Annotated in this window: 22 protein-coding genes; 10 read left to right on the top strand and 12 right to left on the bottom strand. The window is 66.7% G+C overall.

The annotated features are described in order from the left end of the window. Positions 1–2: 2 nt before the first annotated feature. The 3 genes from choW to choX all read right to left on the bottom strand — a co-directional run bounded on the left by choW (position 3) and on the right by choX (position 3,111). A complete protein-coding gene (choW, locus tag V6W80_RS23250; protein ID WP_017639237.1) occupies positions 3–845 on the bottom strand; it encodes a choline ABC transporter permease subunit in 843 nt (280 codons plus the stop codon). Positions 846–961: 116 nt separating this feature from the next. Then, positions 962–1,900 (bottom strand): choline ABC transporter substrate-binding protein, encoded by a 939-nt coding sequence (locus tag V6W80_RS23245; RefSeq protein ID WP_338545481.1) that lies wholly within the window; start codon positions 1,898–1,900, stop codon positions 962–964. Positions 1,901–2,172: 272 nt separating this feature from the next. Further along, positions 2,173–3,111: a choline ABC transporter substrate-binding protein gene (gene choX, locus V6W80_RS23240; RefSeq protein ID WP_338545480.1), complete on the bottom strand. Its 939-nt coding sequence runs from the start codon at positions 3,109–3,111 to the stop codon at positions 2,173–2,175. 465 nt (positions 3,112–3,576) lie between these two features. On the opposite strand from choX, the gene V6W80_RS23235 reads away from it, so the two are divergent. Beyond that, a complete protein-coding gene (locus V6W80_RS23235; RefSeq protein WP_017639240.1) occupies positions 3,577–4,674 on the top strand; it encodes a GlxA family transcriptional regulator in 1,098 nt (365 codons plus the stop codon). Between the two features lie 158 nt (positions 4,675–4,832). Here V6W80_RS23235 and V6W80_RS23230 read toward each other — a convergent pair whose 3' ends face one another. From V6W80_RS23230 to V6W80_RS23220, 3 genes are all read right to left on the bottom strand, one after another. Next, a complete protein-coding gene (locus tag V6W80_RS23230; RefSeq protein ID WP_338545479.1) occupies positions 4,833–5,618 on the bottom strand; it encodes an N-acetylmuramoyl-L-alanine amidase in 786 nt (261 codons plus the stop codon). Between the two features lie 25 nt (positions 5,619–5,643). Then, on the bottom strand, positions 5,644–7,413 hold the full coding sequence (locus V6W80_RS23225) for a diguanylate cyclase (RefSeq protein ID WP_338545478.1): 1,770 nt from the start codon (positions 7,411–7,413) through the stop codon (positions 5,644–5,646). 177 nt (positions 7,414–7,590) lie between these two features. Further along, complete coding sequence (locus V6W80_RS23220) at positions 7,591–8,220, bottom strand: thiol:disulfide interchange protein DsbA/DsbL (RefSeq protein ID WP_338545477.1); 630 nt, start codon at positions 8,218–8,220, stop codon at positions 7,591–7,593. Positions 8,221–8,421: 201 nt separating this feature from the next. On the opposite strand from V6W80_RS23220, the gene yihA reads away from it, so the two are divergent. Next, positions 8,422–9,060 carry a ribosome biogenesis GTP-binding protein YihA/YsxC gene (gene yihA, locus V6W80_RS23215; protein WP_338545476.1) on the top strand — a complete coding sequence of 213 codons (639 nt, stop codon included), beginning with the start codon at positions 8,422–8,424 and terminating at the stop codon, positions 9,058–9,060. Positions 9,061–9,249: 189 nt separating this feature from the next. Here the strand turns inward: yihA and argC are convergent, their stop codons facing one another. Further along, positions 9,250–10,203 (bottom strand): N-acetyl-gamma-glutamyl-phosphate reductase, encoded by a 954-nt coding sequence (gene argC, locus V6W80_RS23210; RefSeq protein ID WP_338545475.1) that lies wholly within the window; start codon positions 10,201–10,203, stop codon positions 9,250–9,252. A gap of 261 nt (positions 10,204–10,464) precedes the next feature. Between argC and V6W80_RS23205 the strand changes: the two genes are divergently transcribed. From V6W80_RS23205 to V6W80_RS23185, 5 genes are all read left to right on the top strand, one after another. Then, on the top strand, positions 10,465–10,674 hold the full coding sequence (locus tag V6W80_RS23205; RefSeq protein WP_064307700.1) for a DUF1127 domain-containing protein: 210 nt from the start codon (positions 10,465–10,467) through the stop codon (positions 10,672–10,674). Between the two features lie 73 nt (positions 10,675–10,747). Next, on the top strand, positions 10,748–11,068 hold the full coding sequence (locus tag V6W80_RS23200; protein ID WP_007160027.1) for a DUF2388 domain-containing protein: 321 nt from the start codon (positions 10,748–10,750) through the stop codon (positions 11,066–11,068). A 100-nt stretch (positions 11,069–11,168) separates the two neighbouring features. After that, positions 11,169–11,468 carry a DUF2388 domain-containing protein gene (locus V6W80_RS23195; protein WP_037006567.1) on the top strand — a complete coding sequence of 100 codons (300 nt, stop codon included), beginning with the start codon at positions 11,169–11,171 and terminating at the stop codon, positions 11,466–11,468. Between the two features lie 34 nt (positions 11,469–11,502). After that, a complete protein-coding gene (locus V6W80_RS23190; protein WP_007160025.1) occupies positions 11,503–11,823 on the top strand; it encodes a DUF2388 domain-containing protein in 321 nt (106 codons plus the stop codon). Continuing rightward, positions 11,820–13,781, top strand: coding sequence for a DUF4105 domain-containing protein (locus tag V6W80_RS23185; RefSeq protein ID WP_430707776.1), 1,962 nt, complete (start codon positions 11,820–11,822; stop codon positions 13,779–13,781). The genes V6W80_RS23190 and V6W80_RS23185 overlap by 4 nt, the downstream gene beginning before the upstream one ends. A 207-nt stretch (positions 13,782–13,988) precedes the next feature. Here V6W80_RS23185 and V6W80_RS23180 read toward each other — a convergent pair whose 3' ends face one another. Beyond that, entirely contained in the window at positions 13,989–15,449 is a 1,461-nt protein-coding gene (locus V6W80_RS23180; RefSeq protein ID WP_338545474.1) for a YdgA family protein, read from the bottom strand. A 273-nt stretch (positions 15,450–15,722) separates the two neighbouring features. Between V6W80_RS23180 and V6W80_RS23175 the strand changes: the two genes are divergently transcribed. Continuing rightward, positions 15,723–16,373, top strand: coding sequence for a nucleoside/nucleotide kinase family protein (locus V6W80_RS23175; protein WP_338545473.1), 651 nt, complete (start codon positions 15,723–15,725; stop codon positions 16,371–16,373). Positions 16,374–16,404: 31 nt separating this feature from the next. Here V6W80_RS23175 and V6W80_RS23170 read toward each other — a convergent pair whose 3' ends face one another. The 3 genes from V6W80_RS23170 to V6W80_RS23160 all read right to left on the bottom strand — a co-directional run bounded on the left by V6W80_RS23170 (position 16,405) and on the right by V6W80_RS23160 (position 18,514). Further along, positions 16,405–16,938: a DUF924 family protein gene (locus V6W80_RS23170; RefSeq protein ID WP_338545472.1), complete on the bottom strand. Its 534-nt coding sequence runs from the start codon at positions 16,936–16,938 to the stop codon at positions 16,405–16,407. Between the two features lie 39 nt (positions 16,939–16,977). Next, positions 16,978–17,736 (bottom strand): SDR family oxidoreductase, encoded by a 759-nt coding sequence (locus V6W80_RS23165; RefSeq protein WP_064307705.1) that lies wholly within the window; start codon positions 17,734–17,736, stop codon positions 16,978–16,980. A 148-nt stretch (positions 17,737–17,884) separates the two neighbouring features. Next, positions 17,885–18,514, bottom strand: coding sequence for a glutathione S-transferase family protein (locus V6W80_RS23160; protein ID WP_338545471.1), 630 nt, complete (start codon positions 18,512–18,514; stop codon positions 17,885–17,887). A 76-nt stretch (positions 18,515–18,590) separates the two neighbouring features. Between V6W80_RS23160 and V6W80_RS23155 the strand changes: the two genes are divergently transcribed. Together V6W80_RS23155 and V6W80_RS23150 are read left to right on the top strand one after the other, a co-directional pair. Further along, positions 18,591–19,181, top strand: a complete 591-nt coding sequence (locus V6W80_RS23155; protein WP_338545470.1) for a TetR/AcrR family transcriptional regulator — start codon at positions 18,591–18,593, stop codon at positions 19,179–19,181. Positions 19,182–19,218: 37 nt separating this feature from the next. Then, a complete protein-coding gene (locus V6W80_RS23150) occupies positions 19,219–19,707 on the top strand; it encodes a GNAT family N-acetyltransferase (protein ID WP_093253114.1) in 489 nt (162 codons plus the stop codon). Here the strand turns inward: V6W80_RS23150 and V6W80_RS23145 are convergent. After that, on the bottom strand, positions 19,704–20,600 hold the full coding sequence (locus V6W80_RS23145; protein WP_093253117.1) for an alpha/beta hydrolase: 897 nt from the start codon (positions 20,598–20,600) through the stop codon (positions 19,704–19,706). The two genes, V6W80_RS23150 and V6W80_RS23145, sit on opposite strands and share 4 nt — an antisense overlap. Positions 20,601–20,654: the final 54 nt, after the last annotated feature.

Genomic DNA, 20,654 nt, shown 5'->3' with positions numbered 1-20,654 from the left:
ACTTATTTAACCTCGCGTGGGGCGGGTTGCTTGCACACCCGGTCGAGCAGGATGGCGATCAGGACGATGGACAGGCCGGCTTCGAAGCCCAGGGCGATGTCCGCGGTGTTGAGGGCGTTCACCACCGGCTTGCCGAGGCCATCGGCGCCCACCAGGGCGGCGATCACCACCATGGACAGCGACAGCATGATGCACTGGGTGATGCCGGCGCCGATGCTGGGCATGGCGTGGGGCAGTTCGATGCGGGTCAACAGCTGCCAGCGCGAGCAGCCGAAGGCCTTGCCAGCGTCCATCAGCTCGGCGGGAACGTCCTGGATGCCCAGGCAGGTCAGGCGGATCGGCGCGGCCACGGCGAAGACCACCGTGGAGATCAGCCCGGGCACCACGCCCAGGCCGAACAGGGTCAGGGTCGGAATCAGATAGACGAAGGTGGGGACCGTCTGCATCAGGTCCAGGACCGGGCGCAGGCCGGTGTAGAACCAGGGTTTGTGCGCGGCGATGATACCCAGCGGCACGCCGACGGCGATGCACACCAGGGTGGCGAAGACCACCTGGGCCAGGGTTTCCATGGTTTCCTGCCAGTACCCCAGGTTGAGGATCAGCAGCAGGGAGATGAGGGCGAAGATCACCAGGCCGATGCTGCGTTGCAGCAGATAGATCCCTACCGCGACCAGGGCGATGAAGGCCAGCGGGTGGAACCACATCAGTCCGGCGGTGAGGCCGTGGATGAGGCCGGACAGCACATCGGAGATCTTGTCGAAGACGCTGGCGCCATGCAGCGTCAGCCAGTCGATGAAATCGGCGATCTGCTGGCCGAGAGGGAGCTTGTGGTCGGTGATTAACATAACGGTGCCCGTCAGGTAGGAGTGGACAGGTCGAAGCACGATAACCGCTGATTCGTGCTTCGGCTGTGGCAGTACCCGCCCGAACTGGCGCGGGACAGTCGAATGTTAGTGTTCGATCAGGGGGCCAGGGCGGTCTTCGCCGCCTCCAGCGCAGGCTTGCCATCGCGGGTGGTCACGCCGGCCAGCCACTGGTCGAGCACCTGCGGATGCGCCTTGAGCCAGGCCTTGGCGGCGGCGCTCGCGGCTTGTTTTTCGTTGAGCACCTTGTCCATCAGCTGGTTTTCCATGTCCAGGGTAAAGGACAGGTTGGTCAGCAGCTTGCCCACGTTGGGGCATTCCTGGACGTAGCCCTTGCGCACGTTGGTGTAGATGGTGGCGCCGCCGTAGTTGGGGCCGAAGACGTCGTCGCCGCCCTGGAGATAGGCCATCTTGAAGCGGGTGTTCATCGGGTGGGGTTCCCAGCCGAGGAAGACCACCCACTGCTGGCGCCGCTCGGCGCGCTGGATCTGCGACAGCATCCCGGCCTCGCTGGACTCCACCAGCTTGAACTTGCCCAGGTCGAAGGTGTTCTTGTCGATCATGCCCTGGATCAGGCGATTGCCATCGTTGCCCGGCTCGATGCCGTAGATCTTGCCGTCGAACCTGTCGGCGTTCCTGGCGATGTCGGCGAAGCTCTTGACCCCGGCGTCATAGACATACTGGGGGACCGCCAGGGTGTACTTGGCGCCTTCCAGGTTGGCGCGCACGGTCTCGACGCTGCCGTTGTCGGCATAGGGCTTGATGTCAGCCGCCATGCTGGGCATCCAATTGCCGAGGAAGACGTCGATGTCCTTGTTCTGCAAGGATTTGTAGGTGACCGGTACGGAGATCATGTTGGTCGTGGTCTGGTAGCCGAGGGCGTGCAGCACCTCGCTGGTCACGGCCGTGGTCACGGTGATGTCGGTCCAGCCGACGTCAGCAAAGCGCACCTTGGCACAGGAAGCCGGTTCGGCTGCCTGAACAGCGAGTGGCGCCAGCAGAGCGGCACTCAAGAGCCAACGGGAACAACCTTTCATGGACACATCTCCTTGCGTTTGGCGGGGTACCTTTCGGTGCGCCCCACGTGTATTTATCTGTAACCCATCCCCCCAGGCTCGCCTACCGCCTGCGTCGCTACCAGTGTACGCGGCGTCGCAACCAGAAGCGGAAATGTCGTATCCAGCACGAGCCCGGGGACAGGTCCGCGCCCAGGGCGGCGTGGCCGCGCGAGGCGGCGGCGCGAGCGCACATGCCCCTTGCGGCGAGCCGCTGCCCAGAGGGGTTGATAGCCATCGCACAGGCCCGCGATTCAGTTGGCCAGGCTGGCCTTCACCGCGACGTTGCCCGGCGCACCGCCGCGGGTGGCGACGCCCTTGAGCCAGGCGTCGAGGCGTTCGGGATTGCGCTTGAGCCAGTTGCGCACGGCGCGGCGCGGATTGTCCTTTTCGTTGAGCACCCGATCCATCAGCTGGTTCTCCATGTCCAGGGAAAACTCCAGGTTGCCCAGCAGCCGGGACACGTTGGGGCACTGCTGGGCATAGCCCTTGCGCACCACCGTGTAGACCGTCGCCCCACCCTGATTGGGTCCGAAGTAGTCGTCGCCGCCGTCCAGGTAGGCCAGCTTGTGCCGGACGTTCATCGGATGCGGTTCCCAGCCGAGAAAGACGATCCACTGGCGGTCCAGCAGCTCCTTCATCCGCACCTGGGTCAGCATGCCCTGCTCGCTGGATTCGTCGAGCCTGAAGTCGCCCAGGCCGAAGGCGTTGCTGGCGATCATCTTCTTGACCAGGGCATTGCCGTCGTTGCCGGGCTCGATGCCATAGATAGTGCGGTCGAAACGCTCGGCGAAGCGGGCGATGTCGGCGAAGTTCTTGACCCCAGCCTCGTAGACATACTGGGGCACCGCCAGGGTGTAGCGAGCGCCCTCCAGATTGGCGTGCAGGCGTTCGACCGCTCCTGCGTCGACCATGGGCTGGCTGAGCTTGGCCTGCGCCGGCATCCAGTTGCCGAGGAAGACATCGGCCTCGCCTGCGGCCAGGGCGTCGTAGGTCTGCGGCAGGGACAGGCGCAGCACCTCGGTCTCGTAACCGAGGGCGCTGAGCAGATAGCGGGTCATGGCGTTGGTGATATTGAGATCCGACCAGCCGACATCGGCCAGGCGCACCTGCTGGCAACTTTCGGCCTCGCCCGCCTGCACGGTCGAGCTCAGCAACAGACCGGACAACCACAGCGCTTGGGAGATTTTCATCCTGAACTCCAGGGAATCGCGAAGGGAAGGACCCTGGCCACTGCACGTACCGGTCCGTCTGGCCCTGGTATTGGTGGCTTTTCGCCACGAGTGGCCAGAAGGGCGACCAACGGTCGTTGGCCTGAACTACAACCGTGCCAACTGAGTCGCCATGCCACATTTTGGCGCGCATCGGTTACGTCCTGGTGTTACCGATGGGATACCTCTGGCGAAGTGCTATCTCCCAGAGGTCGGTCTCAGACCCGAAAGGTCGCAATTAAAAACCCTATCTAATCAACGCCATTGACCGCTGCTTAATGGATTATTCGCCCCAGACAGCCTGCCTGCAGCGGGGTTCACCCATTTTCGGCATGGGAATTGCGACATGACTTATGCGTCCGCGACACATCTTTCGCCCAACGTTGTCCGCCGCACCTCATTAGAGCCCAGCAAAGGGCCCCAGCCTGCGTGAAGGAGATTCAAACCATGTCGCCCATTCCCACCTCGTCACAGGCCCGTGCGATCCAGTCCATCGGCTTTCTGCTGCTGGACAACTTCACACTTATCTCCCTGGCGTCGGTGGTGGAGCCGCTGCGCATGGCCAACCAGCTGTCGGGACGCGAACTCTATCGCTGGTGCACCCTGAGTCTGGACGGCCGTCCGGTGCGGGCGAGCGACGGCTTGCAGATCACTCCGGACAGTGCCGTCAGCGCCGCCCCGGCAATGGACATGGTGATCGTCTGCGGCGGCGTGGGCATCCAGCGCAGCGTGTCGCGCGAGCATTGCACCTGGCTGCAGAGCCAGGCGCGCCAGGGCCGCAAGCTGGGCGCGGTCTGTACCGGCAGCTGGGCCCTGGCCCGTGCCGGTCTGCTCGACGGCTACGACTGCAGCGTGCACTGGGAAACCCTGGCGGCCCTGCAGGAAGCCTATCCGCGCGTGGTGCTCAGCACCCGTCTGTTCACCATCGACCGCAACCGCTGCACCGCCTCGGGCGGTACCGCGCCGATGGACATGATGCTGCACCTGATCGGCCGCGAGCATGGTCGCGAGCTGTCGGCGGCGATCTCGGAGATGTTCATCTACGAGCGCATCCGCAACGAGCAGGATCACCAGCGCGTCCCGCTCAAGCACATGCTGGGTACCAACCAGCCCAAGCTGCAGGAGATCGTGGCGCTCATGGAGGCCAATCTCGAAGAGCCCATCGACCTCGACGAGCTGGCGGTCTATGTGGATGTGTCCCGGCGCCAGCTGGAGCGCCTGTTCCAGAAGTACCTGCACTGCTCGCCGTCGCGCTACTACCTCAAGCTGCGGCTGATCCGCGCCCGGCAGCTGCTCAAGCAGACCACCCTGTCGATCATCGAGGTGGCCTCGGTGTGCGGCTTCGTCTCCACCCCGCACTTCTCCAAGTGCTACCGCGAATACTTCGGCATCCCGCCGCGCGACGAGCGCCAGGGTCCGACCATCCAGCAGCCCATCGCCCTGATGCCGCTGTCCCAGGAGCTGTCGCTGATGCCGGCCTCGTCCGCGCTGGCGGCCCTGAGTCAGGCCCAGGGCGAATCCACCTTCGCCAGCGTGCGGCTGTAGGTCGCCTGCGGCCGCCTAGGTTCTGTAAGAAAAGTCGCCGAGCGACGGTCAGGCGAGGCGAAAAACGCTGAGGAAGCGGAGTTTACGAGCGGTAAATGAGCATTCCGAAGCGTTTTTCAACGAAGCATCACCGAGCGTAGGTATTTTTCGTACAGAATCTAGCGACTGCTGGGCAGGCTGAGCAGCAGCGCTGCCGTCTGCAGATCCGGCTGGCCGTCGAAACGGCCGGGCCGGTACTTCATCTGGAAGGCACCGATGACATCGCGGGTACCCTGGTCGAGCACGCCGGTGCGGGGTACCGCGTAACCGATTCGTGCCAGCTGATCCTGGAACCAGGCCGGTGGCGGCAGCACGCCGCCCAGGCTGGCCTGGCGCTGGGCGACCACGTTCTGATTCGGCCAGTTGATCAGCCCCGCCGCGGCCAGGCGCGCCCAGGGAAACAGCGGACCCGGATCCTGCTTGCGTCCCGGGGCGATGTCGCTGTGGCCGACGATGGCGCGGCGATCCAGGCCGTGGCGTTGTTCGATGTCCTTGAGCAGCGGAATCAGCGCCTGGATCTGGGCTTCGCTGAAGGGATACCACTGGCGTCCGGCCGGGGTGTCGCGAAAGCCCAGGTTGACCATCTCGATGCCGATGGAGGTGGAATTGAGCCAGGTACGGCCTTCCCATTCGCTGACGCCGGCATGCCAGGCGCGACGATTCTCATCCACCAGGCGGTAGATGGTGCCGTCAGTGTCGATCAGGTAGTGGGCGCTGACGCCGGCCTGGGTCAGCAGCTTGAGCGACTGCTTGGAATCGGCCGCGGTGTAGTGCAGGACGATGTACTGCACCCGGCTGTCCTGATCGCGGGCGGTGTAGTCGTCATTGATGCGCGGACCGCTGGAGCAGCCGGCCAGGAGCAGGCCGCAGAGCAGCCAGGGGAGGAACTTGAAGGGATTTCGCACGATTACCTCGCGAACGGCGGAAGGGTCAGGCCACGTCCAGGCGATCGCGTCCGGCGCGCTTGGCGCGGTAGAGCGCCTGGTCGGCACGTTCGAATACGGTATCGGCATCCTCGCCCGGCGCAAAGGCAGCAAGACCAGCGGACAGGGTGATCACCACCCGCTCGCCTTTGAAATGGAAGGGGCAGGCGGCGACGGCGGCGCGTAGCTGCTCGATCAGGGTCACCCCGCCGGCGACCGGCGTGGCGCTCAACAGCACGACGAACTCCTCGCCGCCGAAGCGGGCGATGAAGTCGGTCTTGCGCAGGCGGCGCTGCAATTCGCTGGCGATGATCTTGAGCACCTTGTCACCGGCCAGGTGACCGTAGCCGTCGTTGATGCGCTTGAACAGATCGACATCGAGCACCGCCAGCAGCAGGTCGCCGCCATGGCGTTGCCAGCGGGCCACCTCCAGTTCCAGGCGTTCGCTCCAGGCGGCGCGATTGGGCAGCCCGGTGAGGGGGTCGCAGAGGGCCTTCTGTCGCTGTTCTTCGAGGTGGCCGCGATACTGCTGGGCCTCACGCTCCATGCCGGCGACGCGCTCGGTGAGGGCGTTGAATCGTTCGCTGGCTTCCTGCTCGCGGGTCTCGCGCTGGCTCTGCTGCTCGGCCAGGCTGGTCAGCAGGCCTTCCAGTCGGCTGTCGAGGGACAGTTTGAGACTGTCCAGGTCGGTGGCCTCCTGGACCTCGTTCTGCAGTTCGTTGACCTGACCGCGCAGGGCCTCGCCGAAGGCCCGCTCCTGGGTCTGGCCGTCCTGACGCTGGTCGTGGACGTGTTGCAGACCGGTCTGGAAGGCGGCGAGGCGCTCGTTGAGGCGGCGCAGATAGAGCTGGAATTCGCTCTGCCCGGAATGGTTGAGGGCCAGCACCAGTACCGACAGGTCGTCGAGCACCGGTACCAGTTCGTACCAGTTCAGGCTGCCCTGGATGCGCTGGCGCAGGTGCTCGGCCTGGGGCTTGTGGCTGTCGGGCAGCGCCAGGTCGTCGAGTAGGCGCAAAAGGGTAGCTTCCAGATGCGGGGCGATGGCGCTATAGCCGGGCTCGGGCACCGGTGGTAGGGCATAGGCCGGATCGGCCGGCGCAGGCTCAGCATCGCCGCTGATTTCGACGGCAGCGGCTGGCGGACTGGCCAGCGCTGGCGGTTCGGACGTTTCCGCCGGCTCGGCCTGGGCGAGAGGCGCAGCGGTGTCGGGCATCTGCGCCGGTAGCGTCGCTGGCGCCTCTTCCGCATGCTCGCCTCGTCCTCCCAGCAGGCGCTGCAGGAAGCCGGGGCGGGCGGGCTGCTCGGGGTGCAGCTGGCTCAGGGCCTGTTGCTGCAGGCGGCTGAACTCGCCGAGCAGCGCGGGCAGCTCGCTCGGCTGGCCGGCAGCGGCCTGGGCGCGCTTGGCGAAACCCTTGAGCGCCTTGCGCTGGTCACGCGGCAACTCCAGGGTCTGCAACAGCCGGCAGAGTTCGGCAAAGGCCTCGGTTACCTGGCGCGCACGCAATTCCCGGCGCTGCTCGGAGTCGAGCACGGTGCGTTCTAGGCGCGGAATCAGCCTGGCGAGATCGGCGTCGCTGTCGTCCCGGCGGAGAATGTCGCGCAATTCGACCAGGCAGGCGTCCACCGCCGCGTCGTTGCCTTCGGCGGCCAGACTGCTGCGCACGAGGCCACGACGCACCAGGTCCAGGCGGTTTTCCCACCGGCTCTCCAGGCGTTCGAGATTCTCGAGGCTCTCCAGGTACTTGTTTTTCCAGCGTTCGACGTCCGCGCGCTCCATCCGCCCGCTCCAAAGGCTTGAGGGTGGCCAGCAGGCAGGCACGACGGGGCGCCCAACCAACTTGATAGTGGCTAGGGTATCGGCGGTTTCGGGGAAAGTTTGAGCAGGACGACCAGAGGCCGCTTGGGCGGGACGAACTGAGGAGCCGCCGCCGCAGGACGCGGCGGCGGATGAAGCTTACTTGGCGGCGCGTTCTTTCTGGATCAGGAAGTCGGCGACCTTCAGGGTTTCGTCCGGACCACCCGAGGAGCCCAGGTCGAAGCGATACTTGCCGTTGACCACCATGGTCGGTACGCCGGTGATCTGATAGGCCATGGCCAGTTTCTTGTCCTTTTCCACCTGACCCTTCACGGCGAAGGAGTTGTAGGTGCTGAGGAACTTGTCGCGATCCACGCCCTGGGTGGCGAGGAAGTCGGCCATCTCTTCGGGGGTGGCGAGCTTCTTGTGCTCCTTGTGGATGGCGGCGAAGACGGCGTCGTGCACCTTGGCTTCCACGCCCATGGCTTCCAGGGTCACGAACAGCTGACCGTGGACGTTCCAGACGCCACCGAACATGGCCGGCACGCGCTTGAAGGTGACGTCGTCGGGCAGCTTCTTGGACCAGGCGTTGAGGGTGGGCTCGAAGGCGTAGCAGTGCGGGCAGCCGTACCAGAACAGCTCAACCACTTCGATCTTGCCGGGTTCGGACACCGGAACCGGACTGCTCAGTTCGGTGTACTGCTTGCCGGCCTGAATGTCGTCGGCATGGGCGGCCACGCCGAACAGACTGGCGGCGGCGAACACGGCGGAGAAAAGCAGGTTACGCATGGGACTACTCCTGGAAGAAAGCACGCCCACCAACCGGGCATGACGGATTGCGGGCATTGTAGCCGGGTGCATCGCCGCGCCTAGTCGCTGACGCGGTCGAGGCCGGCCATGTTCAGGCTTCGTTCAGGTTGCCAGGAGCGCGGTCCTCGCCCAGCGCATCCGATATACTGCTGGCTTTGCCGCGCGCTCGCGAGTACCCCCATGTCCAGCTTCAAGAATCCCATCGTCGGTCTGTGCCAGCAGGCGTCCTTTCTCATCAGCGCCGCCAAGGTCGATCAGTGCCCGCTCGACAGCGGTCTGGAAGTGGCCTTCGCCGGTCGCTCCAACGCCGGCAAGTCCAGTGCGCTCAACACCCTGACCCACGCCAACCTGGCGCGCACCTCGAAGACGCCGGGACGCACCCAGCTGCTCAACTTCTTCACCCTCGACGAGGAGCGGCGCCTGGTGGACCTGCCCGGCTATGGCTACGCCAAGGTGCCGATCCCGCTCAAGCAGCACTGGCAGGAGCACCTGGAAGCCTATCTGAGCAGCCGCAATTCGCTCAGCGGCGTGGTGCTGATGATGGATATCCGCCATCCGCTGACCGAATTCGACCGTCTGATGCTGGACTGGGCCCAGGCCAGTTCCATGCCGCTGCACATCCTGCTGACCAAGGCCGACAAGCTGGCCTTCGGCGCGCAGAAGAACGCCTTGCTCAAGGTCCAGCGCGAGGTGCGTCAGGGCTGGGGCGATACCGCCAGCATCCAGCTGTTCTCGGCGCCCAAGCGTCAGGGGATAGAAGATGCCCAGCGGGTGCTGGCCAATTGGCTGGGTCTCGACGAGCCCGCCGCCGAGGCATAAAAAAACTCCGGACTTCCATCGGGGGAGGGGAGAAGTCCGGAGTTCAAGACTGGACCGCCACAGCAGGGGTCCAGCATCTGCCAACACTAAACAGCAAAGGAGCAGAACGGTTATCCGAACCGTTCAGCAATTCAGACGGGGCGCCTCGAGAAAGGTTCGCCCCGCCCGTGCAGAAAGCCAGCGCCCTGACTAGCGGCCGCTGGCGAGCCCCAGACCCTCGTCGGCGCCCAGGTGCACGTTCATGCACTGAACCGCAGCGCCCGCAGCGCCCTTGCCCAGATTGTCCAGGCGCGCCACCAGCGTCATCCGCTCGGCATTGCCATAGACGAAGAGGTCGGCGCGGTTGGTGTCGTTGCTGGCCTGGACGTCGAAGAAGCCATTGTCCAACTCCTCCTCGGCAGCTACCGGCGCCACCTGAATGAAGGCTTCGCCGTCATAGTGACGGGCCAGCGCCGCCTGCAGGTCGGCCGCGCTGGTGCCCGGGCGCAGCTGGCTGGCGTGCAGCGGGATGGTCACCGCCAGGCCCTTGAGGAAGGGACCGACAATGGGGCTGAACACCGGCGCGGCGGCCAGACCGCTCTGCACGCGCATTTCCGGCAGGTGCTTGTGGCCCTGGCCCATGGCATAGGGACGCGGACTCAGCAGGCGCGCCTCGCCGCCGGCTTCGTAGGCGGCGATCATCTGCTTGCCGCCACCGCTGTAGCCGGTCAGGGAAAAGGCCGACAGTGGGGTGTCCGGGGCCAGCAGACCGGCATCCACCAGCGGCCGGGCCAGCAGGATGAAGGCGGTGGCGTGGCAGCCGGGGTTGGCGATGCGCTTGCTGGCGCGCAGCGCTTCGCGCTGACCGGGCGCCAGTTCCGGCAGGCCATAGGTCCAGCCGCTATCAGTACGGAAGGCGGTGCTGGCGTCGATGATGCAGGTGTTGGGATTGGTCACCAGGCTCACCGCTTCGCGGGAGGCGGCATCGGGCAGGCAGAGAAAGGCCACATCGGCGGCATTGAGGAAGCGCGCGCGCTCGGCCGGGTCCTTGCGCTTGCTCTCGTCGATGCGCAGCAGTTCGATGTCCGAACGGCCGGTCAGGTAGTCCAGCAGACGCAGGCCGGTGGTGCCTTCCTGGCCGTCGACGAAAACTTTGAAGCTCATGGCGGTGCCTCTCGCGAATGGGCGCTGAAAGGGTCGATTGTAGCGACTCGGGCAGATCAGGCATACGCCGCAGCGCGGGGATACAGCCGTGTGTCTTCCAACCAGCGCAGTCCGCCGTGCTAGAGCGGTCCGGATAGTAACGACAGGTACAGATTAGAAATTTTTAATTTTGTACGGATACAGTGTAGCGCAGCTGTAAGTGGTTCGCTCCGGCGCCAGCGGCGAAGCTGAGACTCCTCTGCCACCTCGCTGGATCTCGCCATGGATCGCTTATCGCCCGGTATCGCCCTTGCCCGTTTCGTCATTCACCGGCGTGGATTACGCCACCTGTGCGAGTTGCTCGTCCGCTGGCGATCGCGGGTCCAGAGCCGACGGCAACTGCAGCAACTGGACAGCCGCGCCCTGGCCGATCTGGGACTGAATCTCGCGGATCAGTACCGCGAAGGCGGCAAGCCCTTCTGGCGGGAGTGAAAATCTGCGCCGAGGTGCGACTTCCTCCGGCTGACGGTAGTCTCAGTCAAGCCTATCCAGACGGGAGTCCCCCATGAAAACCCTGCACCTGGGCGCCGCCGCGGCGCTGTTCTGCCTGTCCACCGCCGCCTCGGCGTCGAGTTTCTATGTCACCACCGACATCATCGTCAACGCCATCGACGCGACGTCCGACACCACCTCGTCCATCACCGGCTCCTTCAAGAACGACAAGCTGGTCCAGGAAGCCCGTGACGATGCGGCCACCTACGTTGGCAGCGCCGGCGACATCCGCGGCGTACGCCTGGAAGCGGCGCTGGACCACCTGCGCAGCCAGGCGCCCGAACTGCGTCAGGCCAGTGATGACCAACTGGCCCAGGCGATTCTCGCCATCTGACGCGCAACACCGCGATACCCTCCGTACCCCGTGGCTGCTAGCCCGGAACGGGGGGCTGCGTTAGCCTTGGCGACCAACTGCCACCGGAGGGTCGTCATCCATGCATATCCGTCGTTCTGCCGCGCTGTTGCTCGGCCTCTGTCTCGCCACGCCGGTCCTGGCGTTCGACTCCACCACCGAGGGTCTGGTCAAGACCATCTACGGCACCAGCCAGCTCACCACCGGCCCCTTCCAGAACAAGCTGGTCCTGGCGGCCCGTGACGATGCCGCGGCCTTCGTCGCCACCGACGGCGCCCTGCGCGGTGCCCAGCTGGAAGAAACCTTGAGAGCCCTGCGCGCGGCCGATCCGGCGCTGCACGCCTCCGACCGGGAACTCGCCCAGGCGATTCTGAGTCAGTAGTCCGTTTCAATTCCGTGACATCCCTGGAGTATCCATGCGCCGTTCCCTGCTTATCGCCGCTGCCCTGACCCTGGGCGTTTCGAGCCTGGCTCAGGCCCAGACCCTGGTGGCCACCAGTAACATCGTGGTGCGGGCGCTGCAGCGCAGCATCGACTTCACCTCCGACACCACCACCTCCATCCGCGACGCCAAGATGATCCAGGCCGCGCGTGGCGATGCCGCCAGCTTCGTCGCCACCGACGGCGACATCCGTGGCGTCCAGCTGGAAGAAGCCTTCCGCAGCCTGCGCGACCAGTTCCCGGCCGCGCGCCAGGCCAACGACCTGCAGCTGGCCCAGGCCATCCTGGCACTGTGAAGAACCGCGCCGGCCGGCTGCGGCAGTGGCTGGCTGGCCTCGCGGCCGGCCTGGCCCTTGGCGGGGCCCAGGCCGCCCTGCACCTCGAACTCGACACCCAGGGCCTGACGCCCGCGCAGATCCAGGCGACCCAGCAACTGCTGGCTGAAGCCCAGGCCCTGCTGCCACCCAAATTCAAGGCGGCGCTGGATGAGCGCATCCCGGTGCGCTGGAGCAGCGAGCTGCTGGAAGAAGCCTATGGCGAGGCGGATCAGCGCAACCTGCTGCTCAATCGCCGCCTGCTGCCCAGTCTGGTGGACGGCAGCGACACCCGCATCCAGACCGGCCGCCCCCACGGCACCCAGCACCGCGAACTGCTGGCCACGGTGCTGCACGAGCTGACCCACTTCTATGACCGCGAGCGCGTCTGGACGCCCGAGCAGCGCCAGCTGATCCTCTCCTGCGGCGGCCTGGGGCTGACCTCCGACCAGCTGCCGGTGAAATGCCAGGGCCAGGCCGGGCGCAGCTACACCCTGTCCGACGATCCGCGGCTGCTGGACCTGGCCGGTTGGCAGGTGAAGACGCGCAAGCATGGCAATCGCGAGTCCAAGAATCTCTTCATCGCCCGCAGTCCCGATCTCTATGAAGTCACCAACCCGAAGGAATTCGTGGCGGTGAACATGGAGTACTTCCTGCTCGACCCCAGCTACGCCTGTCGCCGGCCGGCGCTGCAGCGCTACTTCGCCGAGCACTTCGGCTGGTCACCGGCGCACGATGCCTGTCCGGGGCGCTATCCCTATCTCAACGCCGGCAACGACTTCGGCGAGGCGCCCCTGGGCTGGCTCGATCCGGAGCGGGTCTATGCGGTCGACTACCTGCTGGCCGAGGGCAACGAGCAGGTCATGAGCCGCTGGGGCCACAGCATGCTGCGCCTGGTGGTCTGCGCCCCCGGGCGGCCGCGCGGCCCGGATTGCCGACTGGACCTGCAATACCACCTGGTGCTGTCGTTCCGCGCCTTCGTCAACGATGTCCAGCTCTCCAGCTGGCGCGGCCTGACCGGTTCCTATCCGTCGCGGCTGTTCGTGCTGCCGCTGGCCCAGGTGGTGGACGAGTACACCAAGGTGGAGTTGCGCGGCCTGCAATCGGTCCCGCTCAAGCTGACCCGCCCGGAGATCGCCGACTTCCTCGAACGGACCGCCCAGGTGCACTGGAGCTATGACGGCCAGTACTACTTCGTCACCAACAACTGCGCGGTGGAAACCTTCAAGCTCTTGCACGACGGGGTACCGCGCCTGGCCGCTGCCCACCTCGATGTCATCACCCCCACCGGGCTGATGGATGCGCTCAGGTTCAAGGATCTGGTGGACACCTCGGTGTTGGACGATCCGCGCGAGGCGCTGCGGCTGGGCTATCGCTTCGACAGCTTCCGCGAGCGCTTCCAGGCGATGTTCAAGGTGGCCAGGCAGCGCCTGAACCTGCCCCAGGCGGACGTCGAGGCCTGGCTGGCGCTGACCCCCCAGCAGCGCCGCGAGCAATTCCAGCGCGCCGATCTGCGCGCCAGCGCCGCCTTACTGCTCTTGGAGCAGGCGGCCTATCGCCGGGCGTTGCTGCAGGCGCAGACCGAGCTCAAGGATCGTTACCTGGGTCAGGATGCGGTGGACAAGGCGCGCTTTGGCAAGGCCGGCGGCGCCCTGGAGCAGATCCTCAAGGACAGCGGCTACCTGAGCCGCCCCGCCGAGCTGCTCGGCACCGACGGCTACGGCCTGCCGCAACCAGGCGAGTGGGAACAGCTGACCGCCGAGAGCCAGAAGCGCCAGGCGCACCTGCGCAGCCTCAGGGACACCCTCAACAACGAGGTCCGCCAGCTGCTTTCGCCAGAAGCCCGCGACGGCCTGGACCTGACCGAAGCCAACCTGGATCTGCTCGGCAAGCACTTGCGCGAGCTGAACAAGGCCAGCGGTGGGCTGGAGCTGAAGTAGGGCGATTGAGGCCTGTTGGGCTTCGCTGCGCTCAACCCAACCTACGGAGCCTGCGTAGGTTGAGTTGAGACGGCTTTATCGTCGAAGCCCAACGGCCAGCGGTGACGAGCATCGTTGGGCTTCGCCTTGCTCAACCCAACCTACGAGACCCTACGTAGGTTGGGTTGAGGCAGTTCTATCGCCGAAGCCCAACAGCCCAAACATCCACTAGCGCTGCGGCGCCTTGCCCTGGGGTTTGGCGGGTGCCGGGGGTTGCGGGCGTTCCAGCAGGGCCAGCAGCTGTTCCGGCGGTACCTCCTGGCCGTTGAGCATCAGCCGCCCGGCGCTATAACTCAGGGTGGCCACCAGATCCTCGCCTTCGGCCTTGAGCAGGCCGCTGTTCAGGCCGATGCCGGCCAGGGCTTCGGCGGTGGCCTGGGCCTGCTGCTGCATGGCCGGCTGGGTGCGCTGGGCGCCCGTCTGGAACAGGACGCCATCCACCAGGCTGCCCCGCGCCACCGACAGGCGCGCATCGAGACCGGCCAGCAGTTGGGCCGCGAGTTGCTCGGGCGGCAGATCGTAGGTCGCCGGCTTGGCCAGGGTCAGGTCCAGATGCAGGTGGTTGCTGCCGCCGGGGGTATCGAAGCGCAGGTCCTCCACCACCAGTTGGGGACGCGCGGCGAGCACATCGCCGAGGTGCTGCTGCAGGGTCGCCTGGGTGGTGGGATCGAGACCCTGCTCGGTATCCAGCTGCAGGTGCTGCAGCAGGGCGTTGAGCTGGGCCAGGGCCGGGCTGTCGAGATTGCTGTAGTGACTGCTCAGACTCGCCTTGCCCAGGGTCTGGCCGGCGATGTCGAGTCGACCGAGGCTGGCATTGAGCGTCCCCGCCAGTTGCTGGCCCTGTTGTTGGGTGTCGCCCTGGAGCTGCAGGTCCCGCAGCTCCACCGCGGGCTTGCCGGGCATGGCCAACAGCAGGCGCCCCAGGCGCAGCTGACCCGGGCCCAGCCAGAAGCCATCGGCATTGCGGCGGTTGTCGCCGGTCAGCCCGAAACCTTCGGTCTCCAGCTTGGCCCAGCCATCCGGCGTGCGCACATTGAGGCTGAATTGGCCGACCGTGCTGTCCAGACGCAGTCGGCTGGCCTCCATGTCAGTGTGGAAGGTGGCGTTCAGACCGGAGAAGGCCACCGCGCCCTGGGCCTGGTCCAGGCGCAGGGCGGCCAGGGTCAGGCCGCCGTCCACCGCGCGGTCGTAGCCCAGGGTGGCGTCGAGCTGCACGGGCTCGGCGCCCTTGGCCAGGGTGAAGAGATCGGCCGTGAGCGGCGTGCGCGCCAGGGTGAAGCGGTTGACCGCCATGACTGGCGCCAGCTGTAGGGATTTGAGGCGGGTCAGGGGGAAGGGACCGTGCTGGATGTCGTCGAGCACCCGCAGTACCTCCACGGGCGACCGATCCTCGGCTTGTACGGTCAGGCTGAAGGTGGCGGTGCTGCTGAAGACACCGCGTTGCAGCTCGACCAGCTGCAGCTGCAAGGGGTACTCGGGCAGTTGCGCCTGCAAGGCTACCTGGGCCTGGCTCGCGGCCTGGCGCAATTCGCCTTCCAGCCGGGTGCCGGTGTACCAGGCGCCCCCTACGGCAGTGCCGACGGCGACCAGGGCCACACCGGCGAGGGTGGTGAGTAATGGTTTCTTCATGGCGACCAAATCCCTTTGTATAAGGCACACGGCGGCCTGCGGCCGATTGGAAGCGGAGTGTACGAGAGCGCCGGGTGGATGCCGAGGGGGCGCAGCGGTGATCCGCTCGTATGGCTGCAGACTGTGATCGCTTTCCGCCGGCACAGCCTCCAAGTCGACGACCAGCTCTGCTGGGTGCTAGCGTGCCGCGATCCCCACTGCCGGAACCTCCGCCATGACCGTTTTCCCGTGCCTGCCTGCCGTTTCCATCCTTGCGTTGCTGGGGGTGCCGGCATGAGCAGCCAGCGTCCGGTCGATGGCCTGCAACTCCCCGCTGAACTGCTGGCCCGCGCCGAGGCGCTGCTGGCCCAGGGTGGACGTCGCCTGCTGGGCATCGCCGGCACCCCGGGCGCGGGCAAGTCGACCGTAGCCGAGCTGCTGGCGGCGGCGCTGGGCGAGCGTGCCGTGGTGGTGCCCATGGACGGCTATCACCTGGCCAATCGCGAGCTGGCCCGCCTGGGTCGCGCGCAACGCAAGGGCGCGCCGGACACGTTCGATGCGCGCGGCTATCGCGCCCTGCTGCAGCGGCTGAAGACGCCGGTGGCCGGGGAGACCGTTTATGCGCCGCTGTTCAATCGCGAGATCGAAGAGCCCATCGCCAATGCCATCCCGGTCCCCGCCGAGACCCAGCTGGTGATCAGCGAGGGCAACTACCTGCTGCTGACCCAGGCGCCCTGGAGCGATGTCGCCGAGGTGTTCGACGAGTGCTGGTACGTGCGCGTCGATCCCGCGGAGCGTCGTGAACGCTTGGTCGCCCGCCACATGCATTTCGGCCGCAGCCGCGCGGAGGCCGAGGCCTGGGTGGAAAGCACCGACGAGCCCAATGCGCGACTGATCGACGGCGATAGAGCCCGGGCGGATCTGGTAGTGGAGTGGCGGGGCTGAGGCAGCCTGTCTCGGCGGCCAGAAGAAACGGCTAGAAACCGCCGCCAGCATCCAGCCAGGCCTGTTCCTCCGGCGTATTGAGCCGCCCCAGCGCCCGGTTGCGGTGCGGGAAGCGACCGAAGCGAGCGATCACCTCCAAGTGGGCCTCGGCATAGCGCCGGTAGTGCTCGATGCCCAGATCCTCGAACAAGGCGAGCGAGCGCTGCTGATCGGCCAGGGCTTCGGAGTGTTCGAACGGCAGATAGAAAAAGGCGCGCAACTCGGCTTCGACCTGCTGATCCAGGCCGGCGTCGATCGCCTGGCGCGCGTGCCTCAAGGCCAGGCCGTCGGTGGCGAAGGCGTGGCCGTTATGACGATAGATATTGCGCGGGATCTGATCGAGCAGCAGGCACAGGGCCAGGGCGCCTTCGGCGCCGGTGGCCCAGCCGTCCAGTTCTCCGCGGCTGGCGGCCAGATGCGCGGCCTCGAAGCGAGTGCGGCATTCGGCGTCAAAGTCAGGGCCGCCATTGAACCACTGGCGCCGGCCGGCGGTGCGCCAGAAGGAGACGATCTCGGCTGGATTCATTTCCTGCTCCCTGTCTGATCGGGTTCCACGTGGAACCCCTCAGCCCCGGCCCACATAGGGCATCTTGGTCGCCATCACCGTCAGCGTCTGAACGTTGGCGTCCAGCGGCAGGCTGGCCATGTAGCGCACGGCGTCGGCGACGTGTTTGACGTCCATGCGCGGTTCCACGGCAGTGCTGCCGTCGGCCTGGAGCACGCCACTCGCCATGCGCTCGGTCATCTCGGTGGCGGCGTTGCCGATGTCGATCTGGCCGCAGGCGATATCGAAGGCGCGACCGTCCAGAGCCAGGGCCTTGGTCAGACCGGCCACGGCGTGCTTGGTGGCGGTGTAGGGCGCGCTGAAGGGCCTGGGCGTGTGCGCCGAGATGGAGCCGTTATTGATGATGCGCCCGCCACGGGGCGACTGCGCGCGCATCAGGGCGAAGGCGGCGCGGCTGCAGAGGAAGACGCCGGTGAGGTTGGTGTTGACCGCCCGGTGCCAGGCGTCCAGCTCCAGTTCGTCGATGGGCACCGCCGGTGCGCCGACGCCGGCATTGTTGAACAGCAGGTCGAGACGGCCATAGGTGTCGCGGATGCGGGCGAACAGGGCCTCGACGCTGGCGGCATCGGTGACATCGCAGGGTACCGCCAGGGCTTCGCCGCCCTGTTGCCGGGCCTCTTCGGCGAGGGCCTCCAGGGGTTCGGCGCGACGGGCTGCCAGGACCACGCGGAAGCCGTCCTGCAGTAGGCCGAGGGCGACGGCGCGGCCGATGCCCTGGGAGGCACCGGTGACGAGGGCGATGGGGCGGACGGTGGTCATGGGCGGTCCTTGGGCTGAGGAGGGAGCTTCCAAGGCTAGCAGGTAGGCGGGGGCGGTGGGCGGCCCTCACCCTAGCCCTCTCCCGGGGGGAGAGGGGATGGTTACGGTGTGTTGGGGAGGTAAGTGGTCACCGGTAGCCCCTGTAGGCTCAGCGCAGCTTGAAGTCGGTCGCCACCAGGATCGCCTGGCCGGAGGGTCGCGCGCGCAGGCGGTCGAGATAGGCGGCGAGGCGGGGCCAGCTCGCCGACCAGCGGAGTTCCGGCAGGGGCTCCAGGTAGTCCAGCATGGGCACCAGCAGGGCGTCGGGCAGGCTGAACTCGGCGCCGCAGAGAAAGCGCTGGTCACCCAGCTGGCGATCGAGCACGCCCAGGGTCGCGTCGACGGCGGCCAGGGCGCGCTGCTGCTCTTCCGGCGTGCGGAAGGGCTCGGGTCGTGGCCCGGCGATCCGCAGCAGATAGCGGCGGACCAGATGGGTATCCACTGTGGTCAGCAGGGCACTGCTCCAGGCGTCCTGCTCCGGATTGCCGCCGCGCTCCGGCGCGAGTTGACGATCGAGATGGCGGCAGATGGCGAGGGTCTCGAAGATCCGTTGCTCGCCATCGAGCAGCACCGGCACTTGGCCGAAGGGATGTAGCGCCAGGTGGGCCTCGCTGCGCCAGGCGATGGCCTGGCCACCCGGGGCGAGGCCACAGGGCAGGTCCAGGCCGCGCTCCAGAGCATGGAGGCGCACGCTGCGCACCAGGGTGCTGAAGGCGGGGCCGAAGAGATAGGGCTTCATGCTGCAGACTCCTTGTAAAGAAGCCGCGATGCTGGCAAAGGAGACCTTATGTTCAAGAACATAATCTGGAGCAACCATGGCTTGGCCCCTTGATCAGCGCGTGCAGACCCGCCAGCGCATCCTCGACAGCGCCGCCCGCCTGTTCGCCCTCCGGGGCTTCGATGCGGTCGGACTCGATGACCTGATGGCCGATGCCGGTCTCACCCGCGGCGCTTTCTATCACCACTTCCGCACCAAGACCGAGGTCTATGACCAGGCCATCGCCCATGCCGCCCAGGTCGGCAGCGCCCGGCTCGACAGTCTCGGCGGCTCAGGCCTCGGCCAGCTGGTCGAGCATTACCTGAGTCGCGAGCATGCCGAGGGCGATTCGCTGCGCTGTCCGCTGGCCTTTCTGGCGGCCGATGTCACCCATCGGGAGGCCGCCATCCGTGGCAGCTATACGCGCTTCTTCGCGCGCTTCGTCAGCCGGCTGGAACGGGATCTGTCGGGGCCGCCGGCGCAGCGGCGCGCCCGGGCGCTGCAGCTGACCACCACCCTGATCGGTGGCGTGGCGCTGGCGCGGGCGCTAGACGACGAGGGCCTGGCCGAGGAGTTGCTGGCGGCCTGTCGCCAGGGCGGTCAGGGACTGCTGGAAGAGGGCGATGATTTGGCAGCGGCAGCCGGCTAGGCGACACTGGCGACTCTTTCGTCCACCGGAGTCACCCATGCAGATTCGCTCCTTCGTAGCCGCCGATTTCGACCAGGTCTGGCCGCTGATCCAGCAGGTCGCCCAGGCCCGGGAGACCTACGCCTACGACCCGGACATGAGCCGCGACGACGCCTGGCGACTATGGGTGGAATTGCCCCGGGCAACCTTCGTCGCCGAACGCGATGGCCAGATTCTCGGCAGCTACTACCTCAAGGCCAATGCCATGGGCCCGGGCGATCACGTCTGCAATTGCGGCTACATGGTCGCTCCCGCCGCCCGTGGCCAGGGCGTGGCCGGTGCTCTCTGCGAGCACTCCGTGCAGGTGGCTCGCGAACTGGGCTTCCAGGCCATGCAATTCAACTCGGTGGTGGCCAGTAACCAGGTGGCGGTGCGGCTCTGGCAGAAACACGGCTTCGAGATCGTCGGTACCCTACCCAGGGCCTATCGCCATGCCAGCCTGGGGCTGGTGGATTGCCTGGTGATGTATCGCTGGCTGGCGGACTAGCGCCACTCGCTCAGCACGGCTTTCAGCGAGGCCGGCAGCATGGGTCCGTGGCCCAGGCCTGCGAGCACCTCGTAGCGCACCTGGATGCCGGGTATCTGCCCGAGGCGGTCGGCCAGGCGCCGGGTGGCATCGGCAGGGACCTCGCTCTGGAAGTGCGCAGGCAGTTCGCGTTCGGCGCCGCCCTGCAGCAGCACCAGGCGGGCTGGATGGGTCTTGAAGCGCGCCTTCAATTGCTCGTCATCTTGCGGCAGCACGGTAGGGCTCCACCACAGCGAGGGGCTCACGGCGTAGCCCTGGGCGAAGGCGTCGGGGCGGGTGAGCAGGGCGTGGAGGACGAACAGCCCGCCCAGGGAGTGACCCCAGAGCGCGCGCTGGCGGGGATCCAGCGGCACCTGACGGCCAACTGCCGGTTCCAGGCGGTCCAGCAGCCAGGCGAGAAAGACGTCGGCGCCACCGGTGGCCATCTCGCGAAAACGTTCGCTGGTAGGCGCCGACGGCGTGTAATCGTAGGCCCGGCCAGGGCCGTCGATGCGCTTGCCGCCCACATAGCCCACCGCGACCAGCACGGGCGGATGGGGCCGTTTGGCCAGGGTATCGAGCAACTCGGCGTTCAGGCCGCCCAGGGCGGCGTTGCCGTCGAGCAGGTAGAGCACCGGATAGCCGGCGGCCGGTGCCGGGGTGGCGGGTCGGGCGATCCATACCTGGTAGTGGCGGGCGCCGTCGACGGAATCCAGCTGGAGTTCGCTGAAGGCATAGCCGTGGCCTGGCTGCTGGAGCACCTGGGCATCCATGGGCTGATCGATGGGACGGGCCTGGCCGGGAGCGGCGAGGGCGAGCAGCAGCGGCAGGGCCAGCCAGGCGCTCTGACGGGCGAAACGGGACGAAAGCGGCATCAGCGAACAAGACTCATTTCCAGTGGAACGGTCGAGCCTACCGATCTCTGCCCC

The organism is Pseudomonas benzopyrenica (assembly GCF_036884265.1).
GTDB lineage: Bacteria > Pseudomonadota > Gammaproteobacteria > Pseudomonadales > Pseudomonadaceae > Chryseomonas > Chryseomonas benzopyrenica.
Note: the sequence above shows the minus strand (reverse complement) of the source record. Positions and strands in the feature narration are given on the sequence as shown.

What these genes read in the sequence shown, in the direction of transcription:
- choW (WP_017639237.1), bottom strand. Translation starts at nt 845, where the DNA reads ATGTTAATCACCGACCACAAGCTCCCTCTCGGCCAGCAGATCGCCGAT.
- V6W80_RS23245 (WP_338545481.1), bottom strand. Translation starts at nt 1,900, where the DNA reads ATGAAAGGTTGTTCCCGTTGGCTCTTGAGTGCCGCTCTGCTGGCGCCA.
- choX (WP_338545480.1), bottom strand. Translation starts at nt 3,111, where the DNA reads ATGAAAATCTCCCAAGCGCTGTGGTTGTCCGGTCTGTTGCTGAGCTCG.
- V6W80_RS23235 (WP_017639240.1), top strand. Translation starts at nt 3,577, where the DNA reads ATGTCGCCCATTCCCACCTCGTCACAGGCCCGTGCGATCCAGTCCATC.
- V6W80_RS23225 (WP_338545478.1), bottom strand. Translation starts at nt 7,413, where the DNA reads ATGGAGCGCGCGGACGTCGAACGCTGGAAAAACAAGTACCTGGAGAGC.
- V6W80_RS23220 (WP_338545477.1), bottom strand. Translation starts at nt 8,220, where the DNA reads ATGCGTAACCTGCTTTTCTCCGCCGTGTTCGCCGCCGCCAGTCTGTTC.
- yihA (WP_338545476.1), top strand. Translation starts at nt 8,422, where the DNA reads ATGTCCAGCTTCAAGAATCCCATCGTCGGTCTGTGCCAGCAGGCGTCC.
- argC (WP_338545475.1), bottom strand. Translation starts at nt 10,203, where the DNA reads ATGAGCTTCAAAGTTTTCGTCGACGGCCAGGAAGGCACCACCGGCCTG.
- V6W80_RS23205 (WP_064307700.1), top strand. Translation starts at nt 10,465, where the DNA reads ATGGATCGCTTATCGCCCGGTATCGCCCTTGCCCGTTTCGTCATTCAC.
- V6W80_RS23200 (WP_007160027.1), top strand. Translation starts at nt 10,748, where the DNA reads ATGAAAACCCTGCACCTGGGCGCCGCCGCGGCGCTGTTCTGCCTGTCC.
- V6W80_RS23195 (WP_037006567.1), top strand. Translation starts at nt 11,169, where the DNA reads ATGCATATCCGTCGTTCTGCCGCGCTGTTGCTCGGCCTCTGTCTCGCC.
- V6W80_RS23190 (WP_007160025.1), top strand. Translation starts at nt 11,503, where the DNA reads ATGCGCCGTTCCCTGCTTATCGCCGCTGCCCTGACCCTGGGCGTTTCG.
- V6W80_RS23180 (WP_338545474.1), bottom strand. Translation starts at nt 15,449, where the DNA reads ATGAAGAAACCATTACTCACCACCCTCGCCGGTGTGGCCCTGGTCGCC.
- V6W80_RS23175 (WP_338545473.1), top strand. Translation starts at nt 15,723, where the DNA reads ATGAGCAGCCAGCGTCCGGTCGATGGCCTGCAACTCCCCGCTGAACTG.
- V6W80_RS23170 (WP_338545472.1), bottom strand. Translation starts at nt 16,938, where the DNA reads ATGAATCCAGCCGAGATCGTCTCCTTCTGGCGCACCGCCGGCCGGCGC.
- V6W80_RS23165 (WP_064307705.1), bottom strand. Translation starts at nt 17,736, where the DNA reads ATGACCACCGTCCGCCCCATCGCCCTCGTCACCGGTGCCTCCCAGGGC.
- V6W80_RS23160 (WP_338545471.1), bottom strand. Translation starts at nt 18,514, where the DNA reads ATGAAGCCCTATCTCTTCGGCCCCGCCTTCAGCACCCTGGTGCGCAGC.
- V6W80_RS23155 (WP_338545470.1), top strand. Translation starts at nt 18,591, where the DNA reads ATGGCTTGGCCCCTTGATCAGCGCGTGCAGACCCGCCAGCGCATCCTC.
- V6W80_RS23150 (WP_093253114.1), top strand. Translation starts at nt 19,219, where the DNA reads ATGCAGATTCGCTCCTTCGTAGCCGCCGATTTCGACCAGGTCTGGCCG.
- V6W80_RS23145 (WP_093253117.1), bottom strand. Translation starts at nt 20,600, where the DNA reads ATGCCGCTTTCGTCCCGTTTCGCCCGTCAGAGCGCCTGGCTGGCCCTG.